Annotated in this window: 29 protein-coding genes; 12 read left to right on the top strand and 17 right to left on the bottom strand. The window is 71.6% G+C overall.

What is annotated here, in order from left to right:
* Positions 1 to 8: 8 nt before the first annotated feature.
* From EXE51_RS12890 to EXE51_RS12875, 4 genes are read left to right on the top strand one after another with little or no spacing between them, the layout of a single operon-like run.
* Positions 9 to 248: a glutaredoxin family protein gene (locus tag EXE51_RS12890; protein WP_049930810.1), complete on the top strand. Its 240-nt coding sequence runs from the start codon at positions 9 to 11 to the stop codon at positions 246 to 248.
* Positions 245 to 778: a cob(I)yrinic acid a,c-diamide adenosyltransferase gene (locus EXE51_RS12885; protein ID WP_137690733.1), complete on the top strand. Its 534-nt coding sequence runs from the start codon at positions 245 to 247 to the stop codon at positions 776 to 778. Before EXE51_RS12890 ends, EXE51_RS12885 begins: the two co-directional genes overlap by 4 nt.
* A 47-nt stretch (positions 779 to 825) precedes the next feature.
* The gene (locus EXE51_RS12880) at positions 826 to 1,152 is read left to right on the top strand and encodes a cupin domain-containing protein (protein ID WP_137692808.1); all 327 of its coding nucleotides are present in this window, start codon (positions 826 to 828) and stop codon (positions 1,150 to 1,152) included.
* Positions 1,152 to 1,544, top strand: coding sequence for a rhodanese-like domain-containing protein (locus EXE51_RS12875; RefSeq protein WP_086215398.1), 393 nt, complete (start codon positions 1,152 to 1,154; stop codon positions 1,542 to 1,544). The genes EXE51_RS12880 and EXE51_RS12875 overlap by 1 nt, the downstream gene beginning before the upstream one ends.
* Before the next feature lie 21 nt (positions 1,545 to 1,565).
* Here EXE51_RS12875 and EXE51_RS12870 read toward each other — a convergent pair whose 3' ends face one another.
* Positions 1,566 to 2,474 (bottom strand): Vms1/Ankzf1 family peptidyl-tRNA hydrolase, encoded by a 909-nt coding sequence (locus tag EXE51_RS12870; protein WP_137692807.1) that lies wholly within the window; start codon positions 2,472 to 2,474, stop codon positions 1,566 to 1,568.
* Between the two features lie 204 nt (positions 2,475 to 2,678).
* Here EXE51_RS12870 and EXE51_RS12865 point away from each other — a divergent pair, with 204 nt between their 5' ends.
* Both EXE51_RS12865 and EXE51_RS12860 read left to right on the top strand, forming a co-directional pair.
* A complete protein-coding gene (locus EXE51_RS12865; RefSeq protein ID WP_137692806.1) occupies positions 2,679 to 3,332 on the top strand; it encodes a PH domain-containing protein in 654 nt (217 codons plus the stop codon).
* On the top strand, positions 3,329 to 3,859 hold the full coding sequence (locus EXE51_RS12860; RefSeq protein WP_137692805.1) for a PH domain-containing protein: 531 nt from the start codon (positions 3,329 to 3,331) through the stop codon (positions 3,857 to 3,859). Before EXE51_RS12865 ends, EXE51_RS12860 begins: the two co-directional genes overlap by 4 nt.
* 36 nt (positions 3,860 to 3,895) lie before the next feature.
* On the opposite strand, the gene EXE51_RS12855 is transcribed toward EXE51_RS12860, so the two are convergent.
* From EXE51_RS12855 to EXE51_RS12845, 3 genes are all read right to left on the bottom strand, one after another.
* Positions 3,896 to 4,681, bottom strand: a complete 786-nt coding sequence (locus EXE51_RS12855; RefSeq protein WP_137692804.1) for a TSUP family transporter — start codon at positions 4,679 to 4,681, stop codon at positions 3,896 to 3,898.
* 223 nt (positions 4,682 to 4,904) lie between these two features.
* Positions 4,905 to 5,249: a DUF5802 family protein gene (locus tag EXE51_RS12850; RefSeq protein WP_049930796.1), complete on the bottom strand. Its 345-nt coding sequence runs from the start codon at positions 5,247 to 5,249 to the stop codon at positions 4,905 to 4,907.
* A gap of 144 nt (positions 5,250 to 5,393) precedes the next feature.
* Positions 5,394 to 6,320 carry an NADP-dependent phosphogluconate dehydrogenase gene (locus EXE51_RS12845; protein ID WP_137692803.1) on the bottom strand — a complete coding sequence of 309 codons (927 nt, stop codon included), beginning with the start codon at positions 6,318 to 6,320 and terminating at the stop codon, positions 5,394 to 5,396.
* Between the two features lie 155 nt (positions 6,321 to 6,475).
* Between EXE51_RS12845 and EXE51_RS12840 the strand changes: the two genes are divergently transcribed.
* On the top strand, positions 6,476 to 6,952 hold the full coding sequence (locus EXE51_RS12840) for a cupin domain-containing protein (protein ID WP_137692802.1): 477 nt from the start codon (positions 6,476 to 6,478) through the stop codon (positions 6,950 to 6,952).
* Between the two features lie 36 nt (positions 6,953 to 6,988).
* Here the strand turns inward: EXE51_RS12840 and EXE51_RS12835 are convergent, their stop codons facing one another.
* Positions 6,989 to 8,227, bottom strand: a complete 1,239-nt coding sequence (locus EXE51_RS12835; RefSeq protein WP_086219093.1) for a threonine synthase — start codon at positions 8,225 to 8,227, stop codon at positions 6,989 to 6,991.
* Positions 8,228 to 8,494: 267 nt separating this feature from the next.
* On the opposite strand from EXE51_RS12835, the gene EXE51_RS12830 reads away from it, so the two are divergent.
* Positions 8,495 to 9,241 carry a helix-turn-helix domain-containing protein gene (locus EXE51_RS12830; protein WP_086216448.1) on the top strand — a complete coding sequence of 249 codons (747 nt, stop codon included), beginning with the start codon at positions 8,495 to 8,497 and terminating at the stop codon, positions 9,239 to 9,241.
* Between the two features lie 69 nt (positions 9,242 to 9,310).
* Here the strand turns inward: EXE51_RS12830 and gcvPB are convergent, their stop codons facing one another.
* The 4 genes from gcvPB to fen all read right to left on the bottom strand — a co-directional run bounded on the left by gcvPB (position 9,311) and on the right by fen (position 13,765).
* Entirely contained in the window at positions 9,311 to 10,741 is a 1,431-nt protein-coding gene (gcvPB, locus tag EXE51_RS12825; RefSeq protein ID WP_094552328.1) for an aminomethyl-transferring glycine dehydrogenase subunit GcvPB, read from the bottom strand.
* The gene (gene gcvPA / locus EXE51_RS12820; RefSeq protein WP_137692801.1) at positions 10,741 to 12,069 is read right to left on the bottom strand and encodes an aminomethyl-transferring glycine dehydrogenase subunit GcvPA; all 1,329 of its coding nucleotides are present in this window, start codon (positions 12,067 to 12,069) and stop codon (positions 10,741 to 10,743) included. Before gcvPA ends, gcvPB begins: the two co-directional genes overlap by 1 nt.
* 137 nt (positions 12,070 to 12,206) lie before the next feature.
* A complete protein-coding gene (gene gcvH / locus EXE51_RS12815) occupies positions 12,207 to 12,590 on the bottom strand; it encodes a glycine cleavage system protein GcvH (protein WP_089308611.1) in 384 nt (127 codons plus the stop codon).
* A 197-nt stretch (positions 12,591 to 12,787) separates the two neighbouring features.
* Positions 12,788 to 13,765, bottom strand: coding sequence for a flap endonuclease-1 (gene fen, locus EXE51_RS12810; protein WP_086216440.1), 978 nt, complete (start codon positions 13,763 to 13,765; stop codon positions 12,788 to 12,790).
* A 153-nt stretch (positions 13,766 to 13,918) separates the two neighbouring features.
* Between fen and fer the strand changes: the two genes are divergently transcribed.
* Entirely contained in the window at positions 13,919 to 14,572 is a 654-nt protein-coding gene (gene fer / locus EXE51_RS12805; RefSeq protein ID WP_137692800.1) for a ferredoxin Fer, read from the top strand.
* Positions 14,573 to 14,608: 36 nt separating this feature from the next.
* On the opposite strand, the gene EXE51_RS12800 is transcribed toward fer, so the two are convergent.
* Positions 14,609 to 16,798, bottom strand: a complete 2,190-nt coding sequence (locus EXE51_RS12800; RefSeq protein ID WP_137692799.1) for a DHH family phosphoesterase — start codon at positions 16,796 to 16,798, stop codon at positions 14,609 to 14,611.
* 108 nt (positions 16,799 to 16,906) lie between these two features.
* A complete protein-coding gene (locus EXE51_RS12795; RefSeq protein WP_089308614.1) occupies positions 16,907 to 17,518 on the bottom strand; it encodes a YIP1 family protein in 612 nt (203 codons plus the stop codon).
* A 202-nt stretch (positions 17,519 to 17,720) separates the two neighbouring features.
* Here EXE51_RS12795 and EXE51_RS12790 point away from each other — a divergent pair, with 202 nt between their 5' ends.
* Positions 17,721 to 18,188, top strand: coding sequence for a type IV pilin (locus EXE51_RS12790; RefSeq protein ID WP_049930779.1), 468 nt, complete (start codon positions 17,721 to 17,723; stop codon positions 18,186 to 18,188).
* Between the two features lie 45 nt (positions 18,189 to 18,233).
* On the opposite strand, the gene EXE51_RS12785 is transcribed toward EXE51_RS12790, so the two are convergent.
* Together EXE51_RS12785 and EXE51_RS12780 are read right to left on the bottom strand one after the other, a co-directional pair.
* Positions 18,234 to 19,367, bottom strand: a complete 1,134-nt coding sequence (locus tag EXE51_RS12785; RefSeq protein WP_049930777.1) for a Gfo/Idh/MocA family protein — start codon at positions 19,365 to 19,367, stop codon at positions 18,234 to 18,236.
* A 16-nt stretch (positions 19,368 to 19,383) separates the two neighbouring features.
* The gene (locus EXE51_RS12780; protein WP_137692798.1) at positions 19,384 to 20,355 is read right to left on the bottom strand and encodes a sugar phosphate isomerase/epimerase; all 972 of its coding nucleotides are present in this window, start codon (positions 20,353 to 20,355) and stop codon (positions 19,384 to 19,386) included.
* A gap of 175 nt (positions 20,356 to 20,530) precedes the next feature.
* On the opposite strand from EXE51_RS12780, the gene EXE51_RS12775 reads away from it, so the two are divergent.
* The gene (locus EXE51_RS12775) at positions 20,531 to 21,418 is read left to right on the top strand and encodes a PspA/IM30 family protein (RefSeq protein ID WP_086216435.1); all 888 of its coding nucleotides are present in this window, start codon (positions 20,531 to 20,533) and stop codon (positions 21,416 to 21,418) included.
* Positions 21,419 to 21,485: 67 nt separating this feature from the next.
* On the opposite strand, the gene EXE51_RS12770 is transcribed toward EXE51_RS12775, so the two are convergent.
* The 3 genes from EXE51_RS12770 to EXE51_RS12760 all read right to left on the bottom strand — a co-directional run bounded on the left by EXE51_RS12770 (position 21,486) and on the right by EXE51_RS12760 (position 24,398).
* A complete protein-coding gene (locus tag EXE51_RS12770; RefSeq protein ID WP_137690721.1) occupies positions 21,486 to 22,532 on the bottom strand; it encodes a dipeptide epimerase in 1,047 nt (348 codons plus the stop codon).
* Positions 22,529 to 23,635, bottom strand: coding sequence for a DUF1611 domain-containing protein (locus EXE51_RS12765; protein WP_094494572.1), 1,107 nt, complete (start codon positions 23,633 to 23,635; stop codon positions 22,529 to 22,531). The genes EXE51_RS12770 and EXE51_RS12765 overlap by 4 nt, the downstream gene beginning before the upstream one ends.
* 445 nt (positions 23,636 to 24,080) lie before the next feature.
* Entirely contained in the window at positions 24,081 to 24,398 is a 318-nt protein-coding gene (locus EXE51_RS12760) for a DUF5785 family protein (protein ID WP_049930768.1), read from the bottom strand.
* Between the two features lie 128 nt (positions 24,399 to 24,526).
* On the opposite strand from EXE51_RS12760, the gene EXE51_RS12755 reads away from it, so the two are divergent.
* A complete protein-coding gene (locus EXE51_RS12755; RefSeq protein ID WP_137692797.1) occupies positions 24,527 to 24,925 on the top strand; it encodes a hypothetical protein in 399 nt (132 codons plus the stop codon).
* Between the two features lie 34 nt (positions 24,926 to 24,959).
* Here EXE51_RS12755 and yqeC read toward each other — a convergent pair whose 3' ends face one another.
* Positions 24,960 to 25,691, bottom strand: a complete 732-nt coding sequence (yqeC, locus tag EXE51_RS12750; protein WP_137692796.1) for a selenium cofactor biosynthesis protein YqeC — start codon at positions 25,689 to 25,691, stop codon at positions 24,960 to 24,962.
* Positions 25,692 to 25,741 lie beyond the last annotated feature (50 nt).

Below are 25,741 nucleotides of genomic sequence, written 5' to 3'. Positions count from 1 at the left end.
CGATCGGTATGAGCGTTCGACTGTACGCCCTCGACGGGTGTCCGTGGTGCGAGAAGGCGGCCGACGCCCTGGACGACGCGGGCGTCGAGTACGAGACGGAGTGGGTGGAAGCGCTCCACTCCGACCGGAACGAGGTGAAGCGAGTGAGCGGCCAGCGCGGCGTCCCCGTCCTCGTCGACGAGGGACGCGGCGTGACGATGGCCGAGAGCGCGAACATCGTCGACTACGTCGAGAGGACCCTCGCATGAGCATCTACACCGGTCGCGGCGACGAGGGGGAGACCGACCTCCGGGACATGAGCCGGGTGTCGAAGTCCAGCCACCGCATCGAGGCGTACGGCTCGGTCGACGAGGCGAACGCGCTGCTCGGAACGGTCCGCCCGACGGGCCACGAGGACATCGACGAGCTGCTGGAGACGATACAGAACCATCTTCACGTCGTTCAGGCCGACCTCGCGAACCCCGACCCCGACCCGGACGACCCGCAGGTGGAGCCCGACCATGCCGACCTGCTGGAGGAGCGCATCGACGCGTTCGACGAGGAGCTGGAGCCCCTGCGGTCGTTCATTCTCCCGGGCGGCGGCGAGGCGGGGGCGGCGCTCCACCACGCGCGCGCCGTCGTCCGGCGCGCGGAGCGGCGCGTCGTCGACCTGGCGCGCTCGGAGCCGATCAACGAGGCGGTCGTCACCTACCTCAACCGCCTCTCTGACCTCCTCTTCACCCTCGGCCGCGTCGCGAACGCGCGTGACGGCGAGCCCGAGGAGTCGCCGACGTACTGAGCCGCCCCGAGCGCGCGATTTTTCCCCGTCCCGCGCGAGGTGCGGGTATGACGCTCGACAGCTACGCGGCGGCGGTCGCCGATCTCGACCCGGCTTCCGGCGAGGTCGAGACGGCGGAGGTCGTCGTCACCGACGACGCGCTCGTGAAGGCGTTCGTCCTCGGCCCGGACGCGACCGTCGACCCCCACGAGCACGCGGACGCCACGAACGTGTTCCACGTGCTGGAGGGGGAACCGACGGTGATCCGCGACGGCGAGGAAGAGGCGCTCGCGGCCCCGGCAGTGGTGGAGAACGCCCGGGGCGCGGTCCACGGCGCCCGCAACGACACCGACGACCGAGCCGTGCTCACGGCCACCCTCGCCCCGCTCCACTGATGGACGGCGAAATCGACCCCGAAGAGCTGTCAGCCCTGCTCGACGAGCGCGGCGACAGCTCTCCCGACGAGTCGCTCCGCATCGTCGACATCCGCGACCGGCGCGCGTTCGACCGAGGGCACCTCCCCGACAGCGAGTGCATCCCGTTCCCGGAGCTGACGAACCGGATCGCGGAGCTCGAGGGCGGCGACCGCATCGTCACCGTCTGCCCCCACGGCGTCGCCAGCCAGCAGGCGGCCCAGCTCATCGGCAGCTACGAGGGGACGCAGGACGCGCGCGTCGACAGCCTCCGCGGCGGCATCGAGGCGTGGGAGCGGGAAATCGGCGACCTGCCCGCGTCGGACGAGCCGGCCGCCAGCGATCCCGACGAGGGGCCTGAGAGCCCGTTCTGACGCCGGACGGGCGTCCCCGGTTCAGATCGCACGAATCCGCACCCGCCAGAAGTCGCGGAACGCGTCGTCGAGCGCCCCCTTCGGCTTGCCGGTTGCGTCCGACACGTCGGTGACGTCGGCGCGGTCCCGAACCCGGCCCAGCACGCTGCGCTCGCCGACGACGATCACGCGGTCGAGGTCCTCTCCCGCGGCGACCGCGGCGAGCGCCTCGTCGGCCCGGTCGAGGTGGTCGTCGATCTGCCCCTCCCGGCGGCGCTCGAATCGCCCCTGCGAGAAGCCGCCCTTCGAGTGTGCCTCCTTCACGTCGGTGGTGAACCCCTCGAATGCGATCCGCTCGTCGCCCTCGTAGGTGCCGACCGCGAAGGTGTCCGAGCGGACCACGGCGAACGCGAACCGGCCGGTCGGGCGGAACCACGCGTCGTCGAGCCGGAACCGGTCGCTCCACCGGTCGAACGGTTCGGGTTCGACCGGCGGCGTCAACGCGGCGCTCACCGCGCCCGTGTCGTCGGCGAGGACGACCGCGGGCGCGGCCCGCCGGACGAGCGCCGTCCGGTCGCCGAGCCAGTCCGACACGGTCGCGGGGACCGCGTCTGCGTCCGGCACATACGCCGTGAGCAACCCCTCCGGGTCGTCGCTCTCGACGGCCCGGAACCGCTCGAGCGCGTCCGTCAGCCGCGAGCCGCTGCGGTCGCTCACGCGGCGGAACTCGACCGTCTCCTCCGTCGCCTCGGCGCGCTCCAGCCGCTCCTCTAACGACTCGATCCGGTGTTCGAGCTCGTTCACGCGCTCCTCGGCGCGCTGCCGGTCGGCGACCGCGTCGGACCGCCGCTCCTCCTCGGCCTCGGCGCGGCGTTCGAGGTGACGCTTCTCCTCCTCCAACTCCTCGATGCGCTCCTTCAGCTCGGCGCGCCCGAGCAGCCTGTCGATCATACCGAATTCGCGACCCGCCGCGACGTAAAAGGTGCGTCTGCGGCGGAGACGGACGCCGCTCTCCGGGCCGTCCGCGCGTCGCGCCACCGTCCGCCGCCGTCTCCCGCGCGACCGCTCGTCGCCGCGTTCACGTCGTCGCTTCGCGCGTGACCCGATCGGTGCGCCTCCGCCACCGTTTTAGCGTCTCCCGACGCTTCGGGGGATATGTCGTCTCTGTCCCTCCAGGAGGAACCGAAGACCGGCAACGGCGTCACCGCCGACCTCGACCTCGACTGGCTGTCGCTCGACGACGACGAGGAGATCCGCTGGGCGAGCACGCCGCACAGGTACAGCGTCGTCCCGGCGCTTCTCGTCGGCGTTCCCCTGTCGCTCGTCTTCGTCGGGATCCCGATCGTCGCCGCGAGCTACCTCCAGTACAAGAACACGAACTACGTCGTCACGAACAAGGGGCTCTACAGCAAGCGGGGCATCCTCTCCCGGGACGTGAAACAGATCGGGTTCGAGAAGGTACAGAACATCTCCTACTCGCAGTCGGCCATCGGTTCGTCGCTCGGGTACGGGTCGGTCGAGGTCAGCACCGCCGGCGGCTCCGGCGTCGAGCTACGGTTCCGGAGCATTCCGGACCCGGCGTCGGTCCAGGAGCTGATCGCCAGGGAGATCGACGCCGGAAAGCGGGACAGCGCCGACGGCGACGGCGACGCCGACGACGTGCTCGCCGAGATCCTCGTCGAACTTCGCGCGATCCGCTCCGCGGTCACCGACGACGGTGCCGGCGGCGACGCCGAGACGCCGACCGCGACCGGCGAGGACGTCGGCGCCGAGCGGACCGCGTCGGAGACGGCGCGCGAGGACCGATGACCGGCGACTGGTGGTTTCGGCACGACGACGAGACCGTCGTGTGGACGGGTCGCCCGCGGCTGTCGGCGGCGCTCGGCGGGGGCGTCGTCGGCGTCGCGACCGTCGCCGTCGCGCTCCTCGCGGCGGCCGCGGTCGACCCGCGCATCGCCGCGGCGAGCCCGCTGGGCGTCGGCATCGCCGGCTGGGAACTGCTCCGCGTCACACGGACCGACTACGTGGTCACGACTCGAGCGATCTGGTCGAAACGCGGCGTGCTCGGCCGAAAGGTCCGCCGCGTCGGGCTGGCACAGGTACAGAACACGGCGTACAGTCAATCGGTGACCGGTTCCGCGCTCGGGTACGGCACGGTCACGATCGAAGTCGCCGGCGGGCCGGACCTCGAGCTCCGCCGGATCAACGACCCGCAGGCGGTCCGACGGTCGATCACCGACCGGACCGGGACCGTCGACCGCGAGCCGCCCGGGACGGTCGAGCAGTGGCGGGCGGTGCTGTCCGTCGTCCGCGACATCGAGGCCGCAGTCGACTGACCGGCGGCGACTCCGGCGGAGCGACGGCGACACCGGTCAGGCGACGCCCGCGCCGCCGAGTATCAGCCGGAGCCCGATGACCGTGAGGAGGCCGAGGACGAGGCCGCGCCGGAGCCGCTCGCTCACGCGGTCTCGGAGGCGAGTCCCGACGGCGACGCCGGCGACCGCAGGGACCGCGGCGGCGGCCGACGCGAGCGCGAACGCGGCGTCCGGGTAGAGTCCGAGCGCGCTCGCGGCCCCGACGCGAAGGCCGTTGATCCCGACGAACACCAGCGCCACGACGCCGACGAACACCCCGTGCGAGAGGTCGAAGCTCCGGACGAACGCGACCAGCTGGACGCCGACGTTCGTCGCGCCGAACAGGACGCCGGAGACGACGCCCACGACCCCCATGACGAGCGGGCCTTCGGCGCGCTCGCGGTCGGCCGAAGTCGGCAGCGACGGGAGCGCGACCGCGCGCTGCGCGGTCGCCACGAACCCGAGCGAGACGACGCCGAGCAGGACGCGCAGGGGAGCCGCCGGGAGGCGATCGAGCAGCGCCATCCCCGCGAGGGTGCCGACGAGCGCGGCCACGAGCAGCGGTGCGAACCGGGCCCCGCAGGTCCGCAGTTCCTCGCGCGTGAGCTCTCCGACGAGGGCGACGTTCACCGCGAACATCGGGACGATCATGAATGCGACGGCGGCCGCCGGGTCGAGCGTCGACGCGAGCACCGTCGTCCCCACGACCGCGAAGCCGAACCCCGCGACCCCGTTGACGGCGCCCGCGACCGCGACGACGACCGCGACGGTCGCAACCAGCCCGGCCGAGAGCGCGAGCGCCATACGTTCGACACGAGCCGGACCGGCATAATAACACGAGTGCCCGATCGGGCGGCTCCGGCGGCGTCCGCGGCCCGACATCGAACCATTTCCCGCCTACGCGGTCGCTATGCCGGTCGGTCCCACGCGCAGTTCGACTCGACGCGCGGGCCCGCCCCTATCGGTCTCCGGGCGCTACCGCCGCGGCCTTCGCCGTTCGCGACTCCCTCAGACACGCGGCGGCGTCCTACGCGTTCACGAACGGCTCCCACCCCTCCCAGCGGAGGAGCGTCTCGGCGCGGTCCGCGTCCGCCAACAGCACGTTCCGCCGGTCCGGGAGCGTCTCGTCGGCGAGTCCCTGCGGAATCGCGAGCGTGCCGCTCGGTACGTCGTCGTCGCCGCCGACCGGGATGTGGCCGCCGTCGACTTTCATGACGAGCGGGGCGTCGAGTCGCTCGACGCCGTCCCCGTCCGCGTACAGCTGCTCGTTGACGTGTTCGTGGTCCGCCCGCCGGATGACGGCGCGCTCGCCGTCATGGGGTTCCACGTACAGTTCCCCCAGGTAGTAGCCGCTCGAGAATCGCTCGAACATTCTATGCGTGTCAACACCTACCACGACCATACATAAGTGTTTCTCGGCCGTGACCGGCCCTGATAATCGGGGACGGAACGCGCCCGGTTCTCAGTCAGCGTCCTCAAGCGCGCCGTGACCGAGCGGTCCGCGGGGTGCTCGCCCTCACTCCTCGTCCGACCGCCGCGCGACCTCGTGGCGACCGAACCCGTACCGGAGTCGGTTCGCGAGCCGTCGCGAGAAGCGGCCCTCGTTGCGCGAGTCGAACCGCTCCGCGAGCGCCTGGTAGATGATCGGCACCGGGACCTCCTGTTCGAGCGCCTCCTCGACGGTCCACGTCCCCGTCGAGCCGCCCGCGACGTGGTCCGCCACGTCGCCGAGCTCCGATCCCTCCTCGCGGAACGCCTCCTCGCAGAGCTCCAAGAGCCACGACCGGATCACCGCGCCGTTGTTCCACGTGCGCGCCACCGACTCCATGTCGAGGTCGTAGCGCCCGTCGGCGAGGAGCTCGAACCCCTCGCCGTACGCCTGCATCAGGGCGTACTCGACGCCGTTGTGGACCATCTTCACGTAGTGGCCCGACCCGGACTCGCCCATGCGGTCGTGGCCGTCCGGTCCGGTCGCCACCGCGTCGAACACGGGTACCATCGCCTCGTAGGCCCACGCCGGACCGCCGACCATCAGCGAGAAGCCCGCCTCCGCGCTCGCGGGGCCGCCGGAGGTGCCGCAGTCGAGGTATGCGGCGTCGGTATCCGCGGCGCGCCGCGTGGACGCCTCGAAGTGGGAGTTGCCGCCGTCGACGACCACGTCGTCACCGTCGAGGTACGGTTCTAGGTCCGCGAGCGTGGCGTCGACCGCGTCGCCCGCGGGCACCATCAGCCAGATCCGCTTGCCGGCGTCCTCGTCGCCGCCGGACCGGTCCAGCCGGTCGCAGAGGTCCGCGAGCGAATCTGCGGGCTCCGCGCCGTTCTCGGCCGCCTCCGCGGTCGCCTCCGCCGAGAGGTCGAACGCGACCACGTCGTGGCCCCCCGACAGCGACCGGTTCGCGACGATCTGCCCCATCCGCCCGAGTCCGATGACCCCGAGTTCCATGCGCGAGGCGTGGCGGGGCCCGGCCGTAGTGGTTCCGGTTCGCCGGGCGACCCCGGGCCCGGGTCAGTAGCCGATCTCGGCCTCGGGCTGCCGTCGTCGACGAGCGGGAATGCGGTCTCCCGAACCGTTTTTAGCTCCCGCGGAGTGCCGGGGTCATGGGACGCGTCAACGAAGGCGACCTCGACTGGAGCGAGACGGACCGCGGCGGGACCCGATTCCGCCGGAAGCAACTGGCCGAAGCGGCCGACGGTGAGGCGATCGGCTGTAGCCTCTACGAGCTCCCCGCCGGGGCGAAGTCGTGGCCGTACCACTACCACACCGCCAACGAGGAGACGCTCTACGTCCTCGCGGGCGAGGCCACGCTCCGTCACGGGGGAGAGACGGAAGAGATCGCGGCCGGCGACTACGTCGCCTTCGCCGCCGACGAGTCGGGCGCGCACCGCGTCGTCAACGAGGGCGACGACCCCGTGCGCTACCTCGCGCTGTCGACGATGACCGAGCCGGACGTGACGGTGTACCCCGATTCGGAGACGTTCGGCGTCTTCGTCGGGTCGCCGCCCGGCGGCCGCGACGAGCGCTCCTTGTCCGGCTACCACGAGATCGACGACGCGGTCGACTACTGGGAGATGTAGCCGCCCCGGCGACTGGGAACTCAGGTGCCCGAGAGTTCAGACTCCGTCGCGCTCGGCGGCCGCCGCCTCTCGCTCTCCGAGGTGCGCGCGCAGCGCGTCCACGTCCTTGTTGCCCGCGCCGGTGTTCAAAAGGACGACGGTGTCGTCGGGACCGAACTCGCCAGATTCCGCGAGCGCGAACGCCCCCGAGACGGCGGCCGCGCAGGTCGCGCCCACCTCGAGCCCCTCCGTGCGAGCCACGTCGACCGCGGCGTCGAGGATCTCCCGGTCGGTCGTTGCCACCGCACCGCCGTCGGACTCGCGGACCGCCTCCAAGATGAGGTGACTCGCGCCCGGATCCGGGATCGCGATCCCGTTGCACGCAGTGTCGACCTCGTCGTCCGCGAGCGGCTCGTGGCGGTCCGCCCCGGACTCGTAGGCGCGGACGACCGGGGCGCAGCCCGCGGCCTGCGCGGCGTACATCGGGACCAGTTCGTCGGTCCACCCCAGCTCTCTCGCCTCCCGGGCGGCCTTGTGCATCCCGACCAGCCCGACGCCGCCGCCGGTCGGGTAGACGACCGCTTCGGGGGTTTCCCAGTCGAGCTGTGCCAGCAGCTCCAGTGCCATCGTCTTCTTTCCCTCGTGGCGGTACGGCGTGACGAACGTCTTCGTCGAGTACCAATCCGGGTTATCAGCCATCGCCTCGGCGTACGCTGCTCCGGCGTCGCCGATCTGGGAGCTGCCGTCCACCGGGTCGGTAACGGTCAGGTCCGCGCCGTGGACCTCGGTCATCGCCTTCTGGGTGAACCCCGCCCGCGAGGGGAGGAACACGTGCGCGTCGAGGTCTGCGCGGGCCGCGTACGCCGCTGCCGCCTGCCCCGCGTTGCCCGCGCTGTTCAGGGCGACCTCGCTTGCGCCGTGCTCGCGCGCCGCCGTCATCGCTGCCGCCTGCCCCCGGTCTTTGAACGTCCCCGTCGGGTTCGCGCCCTCGTCTTTCAACAAGACCCGCCCCACGCCCATCGCGTCCGCCAGCCCGGGACACTCCACGAGCGGGGTGGCCCCCTCGCCGAGCGACACCGCGGTCTCGGCGGGGAACGGGAGGAGCTCGTCGTACCGCCACATCGACCCGTCGGGGCGGGCGTCGAGCGTCTCCGGCGTGAGCCCGACGCGGTCGTAGTCGTACGTCGGGTCGAGGATGCCGTCGCAGTCGGGACACCGGTGGGTCGCCGCCTCCGCGTCGAACGTCTCCCCGCAGTCGACGCAGGTCAGGCCGACGAACGCGTCCGTGGTCTCCATGCCAGCGCGCTCGGGCGCCGGGGCCTTCGGTGCTGCGGTCGCGGCGGTGTCGGCCCGACCACCGAAGCGGCCTCGCTTCGGCGACCGAGACGGTCACGTTTCGGCGAGCGAGGCGGCCCGCGGTCCGCCCGTCCCTGCCCGGGGTACTTAGGTCCGAAACGTATGAAGCGGTAGGCGGAGGGGAGTCGGGACGGTACTCCCACGGAAGATGCGTGTACCAGCGACCGCCCGGACGGCGGGTCCGTGGGGTGGAGCGAGGTGGAAGCGATGAGTCGGACGGTGCTCCGGTTGGACCTCCCGGCCGGGTCGTGGCTCGCCGACGCGTCGCGGGGCGTCCCCGCGGCGACGCTCCGGATCGCGGAGACGATCGCCGTCGACGGCGACGCTCCGGAGACCGCGGCGACCGTTCGCGTCGCCGGCACCGACAGGGACCGCGTGGAGAACATGGTCCGGGGCCACGAGCGCGTCGCGCGCGTGACGGCGGTCGAGCGCCGCGGCGACGTTCGCACGCTCCGCGTGGTCGGCCGCGCCCCCGTCTACCTCCCCGCGGCGCGGGCGGTCGGCCTCCCCATCGAGTCGACGGTCGAGGTCGCCGACGGCCGCGCCACGGTGACGGTCGTCGGCGATCGGGACCGGATAGAAGCGTTCGGGCGTCGGCTCGCGGACGACGGGGTGACGGTCGGCGTCGCCGCGACCGGGGGCGACGAGCCGGATCGGACGCTCACCGAAGCGCAGCGCGACCTCGTCTTCGCGGCGGTCGAGAGGGGCTACTACGACACCCCGCGGCGGTGTACGCTCACGGAGCTGGCCGAGGCGAACGGGATCGCGAAGTCGACGTGCAGCGAGACGCTCCACCGCGCCGAGGGACGGGTGATGCGCCGGTTCGTCGACGGCGAGGGGCCGTTCGACTCGCCGTCGGACGCCGAGGGCTGGCCAACGGCGAAGCGCGCGCCCCCCGGGGCGGCCTCGCTTGAGGCCGACGAGCCCGACGCCGACAAGCTCGACGCCGACTAGTTCTGCGTCGACGGGCCCGGCGCGACCGGGCCGCGGGTCGGCCGGTCGGTTCGCGTGTGTGCGAGCGTGCTATTCCCCGTCGAGCGCCTGCCACGAGAGCCGCGGGTCCCGCGCGGCGCCGACCTGGTCGATCCGCGCGGCGGCGGTCCGGTTCGGCGCCGCGTCGAGCGCCTCGTCGGTGTCCGCGTACGCGAGGTTGAACGCCTCGGCGAGGTCGTCGAGCGAGGACTGCCCCTCGATCTCCGTCGGCTCGGTTAGCATCGCCTCGGGGACCATCTCCGGCCACTTCGTCGTCGGCGGGTGGACGCCGAAATCGAGCATTCGCTTCGCCACGTCGGCCGCGTCGCGGTCGCCCGCGGTCGCCGCGAACTCGTGGTGGAACGGGCCGAAGGGAACGTCGAGGTCGATCCGCTCGGCGAGGTAGTTCGCGTTGAGGACGGCCTTCGCCGCCGCGTCGGCGAGCCCCTCGTCGCCCAGGCGGGCGACGTACGCGTACGCCTTGATCAGCACGAGCCAGTTGCCGGCGAAGCCGTGGACCCGGCCGATCGTGCGGTCCGGCTCGAAGCGCTCGTACCCCGACCCCGTCTCGGCCTCGCGGACCCGCGGCGTTGGGAGGAACGGCGCCAGTTCGTCGACGACGCCGACCGGGCCGGCGCCGGGACCGCCGCCGCCGTGCGGCGTCGCGAACGTCTTGTGGACGTTGTAGTGCATCACGTCGAACCCCATGTCGCCGGGCCGGCCGCGGCCGAGCAGCGCGTTGAGGTTCGCGCCGTCGTAGTAGAGCAAGCCGCCGGCGTCGTGGACGATCTCCGCGATCTCGGTGATGTCGCGCTCGAAGAGGCCCACCGTGTTCGGGTTCGTGAGCATCAGCGCGGCGGTGTCGTCGCCGACGGCCGCCTCCAAGGCCTCGAGGTCGACGCGCCCGTCCTCGCCGGAGGGCAGTTCGACCACCTCGTAGCCGGCGGTCGCCGCTGTCGCGAAGTTCGTCCCGTGGGCCGACGCCGGGATCACGACCTCCGAGCGGTCGTTGCCGTGGTGCTCGTGATACGCCTTCGTGACGAGGATCCCAGTCAGTTCGCCCGCCGCGCCCGCGGGCGGCTGGAGCGTGACGGCGTCCATCCCCCCGATGTCGGCGAGCGCCTCCTGGAGCCGGTACTGGAGTTCGAGGTTCCCCTGCGCGGAGCGCGCGGAGCGGTCGGGGTGGACGGCGGCGTTCGGGTCGGCCGCCACGTCCTCGGTGAACTTGGGGTTGTACTTCATCGTACAGCTCCCCAGCGGGTACGGCCCCGCGTCGATGGCCCAGTTCATCTGCGAGAGCCGGGTGTAGTGGCGCGCCGTCTCCGGCTCCGAGGGGTTCGGCAGCGTCAGCTCCTCGCGGGTCAGGTCGTCCGGCAGCGGGGAGTCCTCGCGCACGTCGACGGTCGCTTGCCCCTTCTCCGAGAGCAGCGGCTCCCGGACGTCCTCGCCGTCTCGCTCGTAGTTCGCTTGGTCGTGGATCATCAGAGCACCTCCTCGAAGGCCGCGACGAGCCCGTCCGTCCGTTCCGCGTTCAGGTCAGTGACGCACACCTGAAGCAGGTGGTCGTCGATCGCGTGGACCGCGAACCCCTCGGCCTCCAGGTCCTCGGCGACCGCCGGGGCCGGCTGGTCGACGTGGACCACGAACTCGCGGAAGTGGTGACGGTCGTGGACGGGGGCGGTCGCGCCCGACAGGCCTTCGATCCGGGCCGCCAGCGCCTCGGCGTCGCGGACGCAGTCGTTCGCGAGGTCGACGAGGCCGTCGGGCCCCAGCGTCGCCGCGTGGATCGCCGCCCGGAGCGCGACCCACGCCTGGTTCGTACAGATGTTCGATGTGGCGCGCTCCTTGCGGATGTGCTGCTCGCGCGTCTGGAGCGTCAGCGTGTACGCGCGGTCGCCGTTCGCGTCCTCGCTCGCCCCGACGAGCCGACCGGGGACCTGCCGAAGGAAGTCGTCGCGGCAGGCGAAGATGCCGAGCCCCATCCCGTAGCTGGTCGGCAGGCCGAGCGAACCGGCCTCGCCGACGACCACGTCGGCGCCGACCGACGCGGGCGATTCGAGCACCGACAGCGCGACGACGTCGGAGCCGAGCGCGAACAGCGCGTCGGTCTCGTCGGCGAGGTCGCCGATCGCCGCGAGCCGCTCTTCGAGGCAGCCCCGCACCGTCGGGCTCTCGGCGTACAGCATTGCGACGTCGTCGCCCGCGCGGTCCGCGAGCGCGTCGACGTCGGCCGTGCCGTCCGCCATCGGGTACGTCTCGACGGTCATGTCGGCGCCGTCGCAGTAGTTCTCCAGTACCGCCCGCTTCCCCTCGCGGAGCTGCTCGGGCACGAGGACCACGTCGCCCGATGTCGAGCGGACGCGGTCCGCCAGCGTCGCGGCCTCGCCGAGCGCGGTCGCGGCGTCGTACATCGAGCAGTTCGCGACGTCGAGCCCGGTCAGCTCGACGAGCATCGACTGGTACTCGAAGAGCGCCTGGAGGAACCCCTGCGACACCTCCGGCTGGTACTGGGTGTAGCTCGTGAGGAACTCCGCGCGGTCGGCGAGGTGGTCGACGACGCTCGGCACGTAGTGGCCGTAGTGCCCCCGGCCGAGGAACTCCGTGAGGTCGTCGTTGCGCGCGAAGATCCGCGCGCACTCGTCGCGGATCTCGCGTTCCGTCCGCGGCTCGATGCCGAAGTCGCCGTCGAAGGCGACCGGGTCGGGGATGTCGAACAGGGCCTCCTCGTCCTCGACGCCGATCGCCGCCAGCATCGCCGCGGTCTCCTCGTCCGTGTGCGGTGCGTACGGGGTGCCGTTGGCCCGGCTCATCTGGTCGCTCCCCCGCGTCCCCGGGCCGTCGCCCGGCCGTCGTTCGCTCCTCGGTTCGCGGCTCGTCGGTCGAAACGTTGCGTTGTCATGATCGGGTGCGGTGTCGAATGTCCGTCGTCGGATCCGGGTCGGCGCGGTCAAGCGATCTGCTGGTCGTACTCGTCGGCGTCGAGAGTCCCATCGGCGTCGCCGCCCTCGGCCGGGTCGACCTCGAGCATCCACCCCTCGCCGTACGGGTCCTCGTTGACGAGTTCGGGGCGGTCGAACAGGGCTTCGTTGACCGCGACGACCTCGCCCGAGACGGGCGCGTACAGGTCCGACACCGCCTTGATCGACTCGACGACGCCGAACGACTCGCCGGCGGAGACCTCGTCGCCGACCTCGGGGAGCTCGACGAACACTACGTCGCCGAGCTCGTCCTGCGCGAAGTCGGAGACGCCGATCCGAACGGTGTCGCCGCCGGTCGTCGCCCACTCGTGCGATTCCAAGTACCGTCTGTCGTCGGGAACGTCGAAGCTCATTTGTCGGGGTCGCCGCGGTCCGATCGGGTTCCGGTCCGCGACACGTGTGAATCATCCTTCTGACGACGAGGAAATAAAAGGTGTGTTCGCGGCGGTCGAGCCGGGGAACGGCGGCCCGGAGCGCCGGATCGGTCCCGGCGTCTGAACCACCTCGACCCCGGCGTCCGAGCTCCTCCGTCACCCGCCTCGGCGCCCCGTCAGGTCCACCGATCGAGCCCGGTCTGGACCTGCGACTCGGCGATGCGCTCGAACCCCCGCTCGACCTCGCCCGCGGCGACGCCCCACTCGTCGACGACGTACTCGCGGGCGGCCTCGACGTCCGGGTTCACGTCGGCGTCGACCGCGACGTCCTCGGCCGGCGGGTCCATGAACAGCTCCCGGATCGCCTCGGCGTTCGGGATCTCGGCGTCCCGGGCGTCGAGGACCCCCCACAGATCGCCGTGTTCCGCGATCGCCTTCACCGCCGTCTTCGGCCCGATCCCGCGGACACCCTCGTTGAAGTCGGTGCCACAGAGCATCGCGACGTCGACGAGCCCCTGCCGGTCGAGGCCGAGGTCCTCCAGGGTCGCCGACAGGTCCATCAGCTCCGGGTCGCCCTTGCTCGTCAGCTGACGGAGCGTCGTCGGCGCGCCGAACAGCAGCGTGTCGTAGTCCTCGCTGCCGGCGTGGTCTACCGTCCCCGTCGCGGCCATGTGCGCGCACTGCGCTTCCCCCTCCGCGGGCGCCTCGACGACGGGCACGTCGAGCAGTCCCAGCAGCTCGCGGGTCGTCTCCTGTATCGTGTCCGTGAGCCGCTGCGTGCGCGCCTCCAAGCGCGCGGCCTCGACGGCGTCCCCGCGCTCCTCGGCGGCTGCCCGGCGTTCCTCGGCCGCCTCGCGCTTCTCGCGGCGCTCCGCTACCTCGTCGGCCTTCAGGTCGGTGACCGCGCCGTCGAACACCATCACCGGGATCAGGTCGTGCTCGAAGAACTTCGGAAGCCCCTGAACGACCCCGATCAGGTTCGCGACCTCGACGCCGTCGGCGGTGGTGTACTTCTCGTCGCTCGTCCACTTCACCGTCGTCGTGAGGTACCGGTACAGCCAGTTGTGCGCGTCGACGGCAACGACGCCCCCCTCGATCTCCGCGAAGGGCGCGTCGCGGATCGACGCGAGGTCGCGCAGGTCGGCGTTTCCCATTACCCGTCAGTGGGGCGCGTCGCTGTTAAACGCTGACGGGTCGGGGGGACCGGCGGCGGTTCGCGGCCCGCAGTCGCTTCGGCTCCCGCCGCGATCCGCCTGCCGACTTCTGGGCAGTTTATGTGCGTCACGCGCGTACGGCGAGGCGTCTGAATGGTTTCCCCGTTCGAGGTGTTGGAGGTCGACGAGGGCGCCGACGACGAGGCGGTCGAACGGGCCTACCGCGAGCGCGTGAAGCGTGCGCACCCGGACCAGGGCGGCTCGATCGAGGAGTTCCAGCTCGTCCGCCGAGCCTACCGCGAGCTGTCCGAACGCGACGGGAACGGCGACGCGGGCGACGGGACCGACCCGGCTGACGTCGACCTCACCGAGGGCGACGACGCGCGCGAGCCGCGGTCGACCCGCGTCGAGTTCCTCGACTACGAGGCGGTCGTCGACTACGGCTGGTCGCTCGAGGACGACGAGCTGTTCCGGAAGGCCGCCCACGCCGACCTCGGCCCCGACGCCCACGGTCGCCTGCTCGTCCACGCGGACGAGAGTCTGCTTGAGGCGGCCGAGCGCAGCGGCTTCGCGTGGCCCTTCTCCTGTCGCGGCGGCGCCTGCGCGAACTGCGCGGTGTACCTCGCCGAGGGCGAGCTCTCGCAGCCGACCGACCACATCATGCCCGACGACCTCGCCGAGCGGGGGTTCCGGCTCTCCTGTAACGGTTACCCGCTGACCGACGAGCTGTCAGTCGTGTTCAACGTGAAACAGCGTCCCGAGCTCGACGACCTCATCCTCCCGCCCGGGCCGTTCACGCGTCGCTGACTCCGCCGCGTCCGAAAAAGCTGACCGCGTGACGCCTCAGAATGACTCGGAGACGGCGGCGACGACGGCGTCCTCGACCGCGTCGCGCTCGCCGGAGAGGAACTCTATCTTCCCCTCGCGGACGCCGGCGGTGGCGATGTCCGCGCCCGGCGCAAGCTCGGCCGCGCGGTCGGCAACGTCGCGGACGGAGACGTCCGCGGTCGTGCGCACGTACAGCTCGTCGGTGCCGACGCCGACCGTCGCGAACGGCTCGCCGTCGGCGCGGCGCCGGTGGAGGTCGTCGAGGAGGAGGGGCGTCGGCGGGAAGTCATACCGGTGGGTGTAGCCGTCGGTGTCGAGCAGGGCGAACTCGACGCCGTCGACCGCCTCGGTCACGACGTTCGCGTCCGCGGTCTCGACCTCGGCCTCCAGCTTCTCCCGGAACTGCTCGGAGACGTGCGCCGCGAGGTCGCCGCCGTCCGAGAACAGGAGGTCGGCGATCAGCTCACGCTTGTCCTGGTACGACTGGTAGTACGCCTCCAGCGCGACCGCCTCGCGGAGCTCGGCGACGCGCTCGGCGTCGTAGCCCGCGTCGCGCGCGAGGTCGACGTACCGATCGGGGGCGTCCGCCCAGTAGCTCACGGCCGGCAAGTGTCGCAGGTCGGCGCGGACCCCGTCGTTGATCGCCGACGCGAGCGAGGCGACGAGCGCGCCCGTCGAGAGCGTCTCGTCGCCGTCGGCGTCGGCCAGCTCCGGCGAGACGAGCGTGTCGACCGCGTCCCGCGTCTCGGGGTCGGCAACCGCGGCGTCGACGACGACCGCGTCGACCCCGTACACCGACAGCAGGTCGATGCCGTCGGCGGACTCGGTCGTCGATCCGGCGCCGACGAGGAGGAAGAGCGGGAGCTTCTCGTCGTGGCGGTCGCGGTCTTGGAGCATCCGCGTCGCGTCGTTGGTGGCCGCGTCCATCCCGTACACCGGCTCGTCGAGCGGGCGGCGGGTGAAGTAGTGGTACTCCGCGTCGCTCTTCGCGTGCTCGTCGCGGATCAGCGGGAGGACGGCGCGCTCGACCGCGGCGCCCGCGACGTAGCCGTCGGCGGTCGCCGGGTGGCGCACGACGATCGGGCGCGATTCGAGGACCGCGCGGCGGACCGCCTCAGCGGCGTCGAGCAGGTCGTCAGCGAGCTCGGCGACGGTCTCGTCGCCGGCCAGCGGCTGGAGCCCCTCGGGGCGCGCCTCGTCGGTGAGGGCCTCGGCGAGGCGGCGGCGGACCGTTTCGGCGTCCTCGCCGTCGAGGAGGACGAGCGCCTCGGACTCGACCTGAACGTCGCCGCGGTGGCTCTCGACCTCCCCGTCGACCCGCACCGCGTCGCCGACCTCCACGTCCGGGTGCGCCCGGACGCCGGGCTCGACGAACGCGGCCACGTCGACGGCGCCCGTCGCGTCGCTGACCTCGAACACCGTCGGGCCGCCGGTCTGGCGGACGCCGACGACCTCGCCCTCGATCCGGACCGAGTCTCCGATCGCGTCGCCGAGCGACGTGATCGACACGCGCTCGGGCTCCGGTTCGTCCACGTCAGACTCGTCCGTGGCTGTCTCCGCGGACACCTCGTCTTCTGCGGTCGTCTCGGACGCGGGCTCCTCCGACGCGTCCGCGTCGTCCGATCCGACGCCCTCGTCCGCGGCCGCATCCGCTTCAGGAGCGTCCGTCGATTGGGACTCACTCGGCTCCGCATCGGCCTCTTCGGCCTCCTCGCTCGGCGCCTCGGGTTCCGCGTCGGCTTCCGTCTCGTCCTCGTCTGCGGACTCCGCGGCGCCAGCGTCGTCGTCAGCTTCGGACTCTTCGACGTCGTCGCCCGACGCCTCGTCGGGGAGGTGCTCGCCGGAGGGCTCTTGTACGAGGACGCCGCGGAACTCGCGGTCGGCCTGTCGAATCGACCAGCCGAGGTCGACGTTCCCGTTGTCGCGGACGCCTTTCACTTGGACGAACACGTCGTCACCCGGCTCCCAGTCGAGGCTGTCGAGGCGACGGTCGAGCTCGGAGCGGTGGAGCAGTCCGGTGACGCCCGGCGCGAGGTCGACGAACACGCCGAACTCGGCGTATCCGTCGACGACGCCCCGGTAGAAGCGGCTCGGAACCAGATCGTCGGGAGAGTCGCCACGGAAGTCGAACGCGACGTCTTCTTGGTGCGAGTCGCAGACGCGACCGCCCCCGACGTCGGTGCCACAGATGATACAGGATCCCATTTGAGTACACCGAGAGTCTCGGGCCTAAAACGGTTGTCGAAAGCCGGCTCGGCGACTCGATCGGAGCGCGGCGGGTTCGCGGTCGTCACGCCGCGATGGCCCGACGCGTCAGGCGCCGAGCAGCGTCCGTCCCGCCGCCACGACGCGGTAGCCGACGCCGTACCCGAGCGCGGCGGGCGGGATCGCGGCCGCAACCGTCCGGACCGCGCCCAGCCCGTGAACCGCGCGGAACCCGACGAACAGCAGCACCGCCGCGTACGCGCCGCAGAGGACTCTGAGTTCGGGTATCGCCGGGCCGGCCAGCGCCATCGGCGAACTCGCGTACGCGACGACCTGGACCGTCTCGCTCACGCCGCCGCGGTCGCGCAGCGAGAAGCTCCCGTCGGCGACCTCGACGCTCGCGACCACGACGGAGACGGTCGCGACCGCGGCGGTCAGGTGGAGGCCGACCGGCGCCGCCAGCGCGACCGCGACGAGGAAGACGACGAGGTCCGAGAGGAGCCGCGAGGAGGGGACGACGACGGGCACCGCTCCGGAGTCGGTCGCGATCAGGCCGAGCGTGAACGCGGCGGCGACCGCGACTGCGAACGTCAGCGCCGGAGCCTGGTCCCCGGGCGTGATCCCGTTCGCGAACGCCCGCCGCGGACGAACGAGGACCTCGATCCAGGTGCGCGCGATCCCTCGCGGACCGCGGGGGCGTCCGCCCGCCGAGTCGCTCATCCGAGTCGTCACGGTCGGAGTTCGGCCGCGCGGAATAACCCGTTTCCGGTTCGATCCCGAGTCGGTGGGCAGTTCGACCCCGCGTCGGTGGCTGGTTCAGCCACGCGTCCGTCCCGAGCCGGGCCCCACACCGCCTCATTCTTATCAGGGCTGATACGCGGTGCGCAAACCCTTATATCGGCGGTGTCGGAGTGACAGCCGAATGGTGGCGTTCCGAGACGACGAGCGAGGGTTCACCCCGCTGGCGGGGACCGGACTGCTCGTCGGGGTCGTCGTGCTGCTGCTCGCCATCGTCGGCGCGGCGGTGTTCGGCCTCATCGACGGCGTCGCCCCGCCCGACGCCGAGTTTGAGGGGCGACAGGAGGGCGGCGAGCTCGTCGTCGTCGCGCTCGGGCCCGAGCCGGTCCCGGCCGAGGAGCTGTACGTCCGCGGCGAGGACCCGGACGGGAACGTCCAGTTCGGCGCGTGGCCCGGCGACGGCGTCGTCCGGCCGGGCGATCGGGTCCCAGTCCCGAACGCGACCGGTAACGAGAACTTCGAGGTCGTCTGGGAGCCGGTCGCGTTCGACACCCGGGAGACGCTCGGAAGGTACAACGGCGAGGACTCCGCGATAGAGGAGTGGAGCGAGGAGAACGGCGGCAGCACGCCGGGCGGCGGCGTCGGAGTCTGAGGTCGGTTCGGTGTCGAGGTCGCGCTCAACGCTGAGGCGGAGCCCTCACTCGACCGGAACACGCTCGCCGCGCTCGTCGGCCCGCTCGATCGCCGCGAGCACGCGCTGGACCTCGTAGCCGTCCGCGAACGACGGCTCGAACGACTCGCCCTCGGCGACCGCCGAGAGGAACTCGTAGTTCTCATGGACGAACGTGTGCTCCCACCCGATCACGTGGCCGGGGGGCCACCAACGGTCGACGTACGGGTCCGACTCCTCGGTGACCAACACCGTCTCGTAGCCGCGGTTCCCCTCGCGCAGCACCTCTAACTCGTTGAGCCGCTCTAAGGAGAACTTCAGGCTCCCCTTTGTCCCGTGGACCGCGATTGTGTGGTCGTTCTTGTGCCCCTCGGCGACCCGGCTCGCCTCGAAGGTTCCGGTCGCGCCCGACTCGTACTCGACCTGCGCGCTGTACGCGTCGTCGACGGTCACGTCGCGGTACTCGGCGACCCCGCCGTCCTCGTCGTGGACGGGGCGCTCGTCGACGAACGTCGTCAACTGTCCAGCGACGCGCTCGAACTCGCCGACGCGGTCGCCGACGAGAAACCGCGCGAGGTCGAGCGTGTGCGCGCCGAGGTCGCCGAGTGCGCCCGATCCCGCCATGTCGGCGTCCATCCGCCACGCCCACGGCGCCTCGGGGTCGACGAGCCAGTCCTGGAGGTAGCGCCCGCGGACCTGCCGGATCTCGCCCAGCGCGCCGTCCTCGATCAGCCGCTTCGCGTGGCAGATCGCGGGGACGAACCGATAGTTGAACGCGGTGCCGCTGGTCACGTCGGTCGCGGCCGCCGCGTCGCGCATCGCTGCCGCCTCCTCCAGCGTCGGCGCGAGCGGCTTCTCACAGAGCACCGGCACCCCGGCCTCAAGGGCCGCGATAGACGGCTCGGCGTGGACGTGGTTCGGTCCGAGGTTGTAGAAGACGTCCACCTCGTCTATCGCAGCCTCCCAGTCGGTCGCGGTGTGCGCGAAGCCGAACCGGTCGGCCGCGTCCGCGAGCGCCGCCTCGTCGCGCCCGACGAGCGTGTGCCGCTCGATTTCGGGCGCGTCCGGAAAGAACATCGGGAGCCGCGCCATGGCGTTCGCGTGCGCCCTGCCCATGAAGCGATACCCCAGTACGCCGATCTTCAGTGGTTCTCGTGTCATCGGATCCTCCCCCGCCTCACTCCGCCCAGTACGCGTCGCCCGGTTCCGTCTCGAACACCGCCCGGTCCAACACGTCGACCGCCTTCTCTAATCCCTCGCGCGAGGAGGTGAGCGCGTCCTCGTGTTCGATGGAGAGCGCGCCCTCGTAGTCGACCAGCCGGAGCGTCGAGACCACGTCCTTCCAGTGTTCCTCGCCGTGGCCGTAGCCGATCGAACGGAACAGCCACGAGCGGTCTGCGGTGTCGGCGTAGCTCGTCGTGTCGAGCACGCCCTTCACGCGGCTCTCGGCCTCGTACACCTTCGTGTCCTTCGCGTGGACGTGGTGGATCGCGTCGCGCTCGCCGAGGAACCGGATCGCCTCCGTCACGTCGATCCCCTGCCAGTAGAGGTGCGAGGGATCGAAGTTGGCGCCGATCCGGTCGTTCGTCGCCTCCCGCAGCGCGACCAGTCCGGTCGGCTCGTAGACCAGCATGTTCGGGTGCATCTCGATAGCCACGTCGACCCCGTGGTGGTCGGCGTGGGCCGCCACGTCGCGCCAGTACGGGATCGCGACCTCGTCCCACTGGTAGTCGAGCGCGTCGGCGTGTTCGGTCGGCCACGGCGCCGTGACCCAGTTCGGCGTTGAGTCGCCGGGCGCGCCCGCCGGGAGCCCGGAGAAACAGGTGACCGTGTCGACGCCGAGCAGGTCGGCTAACTCGATCGCCTCGCGCAGCTCGCGGTCGGCCGCCGCGGCCCGCTCCTCGTCGGGGTGGAGCGGGTTGTTGTGCGTCGCCAGCGCCGAGATCCGCAGCCCGCGGTCGTCGAGCAGCGAGAGCAGCTCCTCTCTCCCGGCCGGGTCGTCGAGGAGCGCTTCGCGGTCGACGTGGTCCTCGCCGGGCCAGCCGCCGACACCGAGTTCGACGGCGTCGACGCCGATGCCGTCGAGGTACTCGGCCGCGTCGTCGAGCGGTTCGCCGCCCAGTGGGACCGTCAACACGCCGATGTCCATGGCCGAGGCTACACGAACGTCACGAATAAGTGTTCAGGAAGCGCCGCCGCGGGGGCGCTCGGCCGCCGCGGCCGGCGCGCGTCGGCGACGACGACGGCGGTGTCTCCGGCGCGTTGCCCGCGCTGGCGCCGCGAACCGCATGAGGTTTTAACGGGTGGAACGCGTACGATGTGGTATGGGAATCCTCTCGCGCGCCTCCTACGTCGTCCGCTCGAAGGTGAACGCCCTCCTCAACCGGGCGGAGGACCCGACGGAATCGCTCGACTACTCGTACGAACAGATGCGCGACGAACTCCAAGATGTCAAACAGGGGATCGCCGACCTGACGACCCAGAAGAAGCGCCTGGAGATCCAGAAGCGCAAGCTCGAGGAGAACGTCGAGAAGCACAACCGACAGGCTCGCGAGGCGGTCCAGCAGGACCGCGACGACCTCGCGCGCAAGGCCCTCGAGAAGAAGAAGTCGAAGATGACCCAGATCGAGGAGCTCGAAGGGCAGATCGCCGACCTGAACAACACCCAAGAGCAGCTCGTCGAGAAGAAGAACAAGCTCCAGAACCGCATCGAGGAGTTCCGCACCAAGAAGGAGACGATGAAGGCCCGCTACGAGGCGGCCGAGGCGTCCACCCGCGTCTCCGAGGCGATGACGGGCGTCGGCGACGAGATGGAGGACGTGAGCCGCTCCATCGAGCGCGCCGAGGAGCGCACCGAGGAGATGGAGGCGCGCTCGGAGGCGATGGACGAGCTGGAGGACTCCGGCGCGTTCGAAGACGCGCTCTCCGACAAGGACAGCATCGACCGCGAGCTGGAGAGCCTCTCGACGAACAGCGAGGTCGACGCCGAGCTGGAGACGCTGAAGGGCGAGCTCGGCAAGGGCGAGTCGTCGAACGGCGAGGCCGCCGTCAGCGACGAGGACGTCGACGCCGAACTGGAGGACATCGAGTCGGAGATCGACGCCGACGACTTAGAGAGCGATCTTGACGGTGATGCGAACGCCGACCTCGACGAGGAGCTCGACGTTGAGCTAGAGGAGTCGGAGTCTCAAGCCGACGAGAAGCGGAACTGAGGTCCCCAGCAGATCTGCGCTCGGTCCCCGCGGTCCCCGTTCCTTTCGTCCCCGCCTCAGACTCGGTTCACTCCGACGCCGGGCGCGCGCCGGTCCCCGCGCGGTCCTGATCGGCGAGCCGGATCTCACCGTCCGGGAGGTCGATACCCTCGTACGGGTCGTCGTCGAGCAGCAGCGACCCGTCGATATCGGCGTAATCGAGGAGGGGCGCGAGCTGCGCGGCGGCCGCGATGGAGGCGTTCGACTCGATCATACAGCCGCACATCACCTCCAGCCCGTGCGCTCGCGCGGCGGCGATCACCCGCCGGGCCTCGGACAGGCTCCCGGCCTTCATCAGCTTCAGGTTCGCGATGTCGCAGCGGTCGGCGATCGCGGGCACGTCCGCCGCGGTCACGCAGGACTCGTCGGCGGCGATCGGGAGTTCCGACCGCTCGTAGACGTACCGGAGCCCCTCGGGGTCGTCGGCCGAGACGGGCTGCTCGACGAACTCCACGTCGCGGTCGGCGAGCCACGCGCTCTTCGCGACCGCCTCCTTCGGCGTCCACGCCTCGTTCGCGTCGACCCGGAGCCGCGCGTCGGGCGCCGCCTCGCGGACGGCGTCGACCAGCTCGCGGTCGCGGTCGGTCCCGAGCTTGAGCTTCAACACGTCGTGGCCCGCCGCGACGGCGTCGGCGGCCTTCTCGCGGACGCGGTCGGTCTCGTCGAGTCCGACGGTGAACGACGTCTTCGGCGCGTCGCTCGGGTCGAGCCCCCACAGGCGGTGGAGGGGGACGCCGAGCCGCTTCGCGGCGAGGTCGTGGACGGCGATCGAGACGGCACAGCGGGCGGCGGGGTTCCCGTTCACGACCGCCCGCAGCTCGGTCTCGATCTCGCGGACTGCGTGGGGGTCGCCGACGCGCTCGACGGCGTCGAGGAGGTCCGGCATGACCGCCGCGACCGTGTCGGCCGTCTCGCCGTAGTGGGTCGACGGCGCCGCGCCGCCGACCCCGGTCATCCCCGCGTCGTCCGTCACGCGGACGACCACGTTCTCGGCCGCCGTCTGCGTCCCCCGCGAGATGGTGAACGCGTTCTCGAGCGGCAGCGACACCCGCTCGAACTCGGTGTCGAGGCTCATTCGGCCGCTTCCTCCCCGTCGACCTCCGAGTCGGCGTCCGCGGCGTCGACCGCGCCCAGTCCGGCGTCAAGGGCGGCGTCGACGACGGCGTCCGCGCCGTGGCGTACCGGGTCGATCGCGGGAACCCCGGTCTCGTCGGCGAACGCGGCGACCGCCTCGGCGGCCGCCTCGTCCTCGTCGATGTCCTTCGTGTTCACCGCCCCCGCGACGACGCTCGCCTCGTGGACGGGCGCCGCCAAGTCCTGGTAGAGGTCGACGTAGTCGGCGAGCGGCGGGAGGGCGAACTCCTCGTAACCGTGGACGACCTCGCGGCCCGCGGCGTGACAGAGGACGAGCCCGTCGGCCATCGACCCGTGGAGGATGCCGCAGGTGACCGCCGAGTAGGCGGGGTGGACGATGCTCCCCTGCCCCTCGACGACGAGGAGGTCGTGGTCGTCGCCGACCTCGGCGAGCATGTCCTCGACCGCGCCGGCGGCGAAGTCGGAGACGACGCGGTCGATCGGGTTCCCCCAGCCGGCGATCATGATCCCGGTCTGCCCGGTCGGGACGAACGCGGCGTCGATGCCGCGCTCGCGGGCGGCCGCGACGATCTCCAGCGAGGCGGTCATCTTCCCGACCGAGCAGTCGGTCCCGACAGTGAGCAGCACGTCGGCGTCCACGTCGCCGGACGCGCCCGTCGCGACCGTGAGGTCGTCGTCCGGCTCGCGCACGTCGACGAGGTCGACACCGTGGTCGTCCGCGAGCGCGGCCAGCTCCTCGTCCTCGTTCAGGAAGTAGTGGAGACCGCTCACCACGTCACAGCCCGCCTCGATCGCGGCCTCGACGTCCGACCGCCACGACTCGTCGAAGCCGCCGCCGATCGGCGCGATTCCGATGTACAAGGCGTCGAGGTCGCCGTCGGCCGCCGCGTGCGCCTCCTCGAACGACGCGACGATCGGCGCGTCCCCCACGTCCGCGACGTGATCGCTCACGCGGTCGCCGGCGCGGTCGCGGTCGAGGACGGCCCGGACGTCTTGGTCGCCGTAGCGCAGCACGCCGAGCGCGGTCTTCGCGCGGTCGGGGAACTTCTCGTGGGCGAGGACGGCGATCCGCTCGTGGTCCATGGTGGCTCGCTCGCCCCCCGCGTTCTTAAAAGAGTCGAGGGCCGGCCAAGCGATACGAACGAACCGCGGTGGCGCGTGCCGACGAGCGCCCGAAGGCCGCGAGTCGCACGCGCGAGGTCGCCGGCGCGTAGCGCCGGCTGCCAGAGGGACCTTCGGTCCCTCGCTGGAGTCGACCGCCCTCCGCGTTGCTCCGGCCGGTCGACGAGGCTGGGGAGGTGTGAGGTGCGGTCGCGGTGCGGGACGGGACTCGAAGGGGCAGTCGCGAGGCGGGCGCAGGTGGCGCAAGCACTGGAGGGAGAGCAGCGCGAGCGACCGAAGCGCACAGCGAGCGTGCGCCCGCCTTGCGGCTGGGGCTTCGGAAGTGCTCCTCGCGGTGGCGACGACGTATCGCAGAACAGCCGAGGCTTCGGGAAAGAGAACGACGCCGGAACGAGTGTTCGAGCAGTCAGGCGCTGCCGTCCACGAACTGGTCGGCGCCCTCGTAGAACCAGTATCCGTTCTCCCGCATCGCGCGGCCGAGCTCCTGATGGAACTCGACGAAGTCCGCGAACTCCTCCTGCTCGACGTTCTCGAATATCTCCTCGACGGAGACGACCGTCTCGTAGTCGATCCGGATCGGGTGGTCGCCGTACTGCTCGACGTACTCCGCGGCGGTCAGCGGGAAGTCCTCATCCTCGTTGACCTTCTTCGCGAGCACGGCGTGGCCGTACTGCCGCATGCCCTCGCTCCCCTGCTCGCCGTCGGGGTCGTGTGGCCAGTCCATACCCGGAAGTTCGCCGGATCGGGGATAGTGGTTTCGGATGCGGCGGTGGCGGCGGCCACTCCTCCCGAGCCGCTCGACCCCACCCCCGACCACGGAAACACTTCACGGCCCTCCGCGTCGCTCCGGGCATGCGACGCAGAGCCCTCCTCGCGTCCGCGGCCGCCGTCTCGACCGCCGCGCTCGCAGGGTGTCCCACCCCGCCGTGGAGCGATGACCCGGCGGAAATCGACATCGCCGAGGTTCGCCGGCGCCTCGACGAAGATACGCCGCGGCTGGTCGTGGCGGGATCGCTCCTCGACGGCCCCCGCCGCTGTGAACGCGTCACGCTGTTCGAGGCGGCGCTCGACGACGGGACGCTCCGCCTCCGGATCGTCTCCGAGGACGACCCCGACTCGGACGTCGGCCGCTGCTCGGACATCGCTGAGCCCCACGCGCACTCAGTCGCCGTCGCGTTCACGGAGACTCCCGTCCCGGAGCGCGCCGTCGTCCAGCACGGGGATGAGACGATACTGGAGGAACCGGTCTGACGGAACCGGGCCGAGCACGGCCAGACCGCCGCCGCTACTCCACGATTTCGACGACCGGATCGTCCGCGGTCAGGCGCGTGAGAACGACGCGCGGCACGTTCGCGCGCATGAGGATCTCCCCGGCGAGCGCCCGGGCCGCGGCGGCGTCCGCCTCGTCGTCGACCTTGTTCACGACCGGGATCGCGGTCGCGTCGCCGGGGACCCCCTTCAGCCCGCCCGCGGGACTCGCGAGGACCGTCGCGACGTCGGCCGGGCGGATCTCGTCGCCGATCTCGCGGCCCGTGATCGCGGCGACCTCCTCGGGGCGGTGGACGTGCTCCTCCGTGAGCGGTTCGCCGACGACGTGCGCGCTCGCGATCGGGGCGACGATGTCCGCGTTCGACGGGATCTGCGGCTCGCGGTCGCCCGGCGCCTTGAACTCGCGGAGGCGCGCCCCGTCCGCCTTCACGAGCGTCGCGCCGGGCGCGGCGTCGGCGATCTCGGCGACGGTCTCCGTGTCGTACCCGAGGTACCGGTCCGACCGGTCGCGCTCGGGGACCAGCCCGAGCGGCCACTCGTCGGGTCCCGCCTCGCCGAGCGCGGCCACCGGGTCCGCGGTCACGCGCACCGCGGCGACCCGGTCGTCGAAGATCGGTATTCGGACGCTCGCGGTCACGACCGGCCGGTCGAGCCGGTCGGCGAGCGCGAACAGCGTCGACTTCTTGCCGCCCGCGCCGACGACGCAAACGGTCGCGTCGCGGGCGTCGAGCGCGGTCGTCAGGTCCATGCCGGGGCGTTCAGTCGCATCGGACCTCACTCTGGCGGTCGGACGGGCGG

Source organism: Halorubrum sp. CGM5_25_10-8B, from assembly GCF_005435095.1.
Lineage (GTDB): Archaea > Halobacteriota > Halobacteria > Halobacteriales > Haloferacaceae > Halorubrum > Halorubrum ezzemoulense.
The sequence above is the reverse complement of the archived record's forward strand: the minus strand, read 5'-3'. Positions and strand labels throughout refer to the sequence as shown.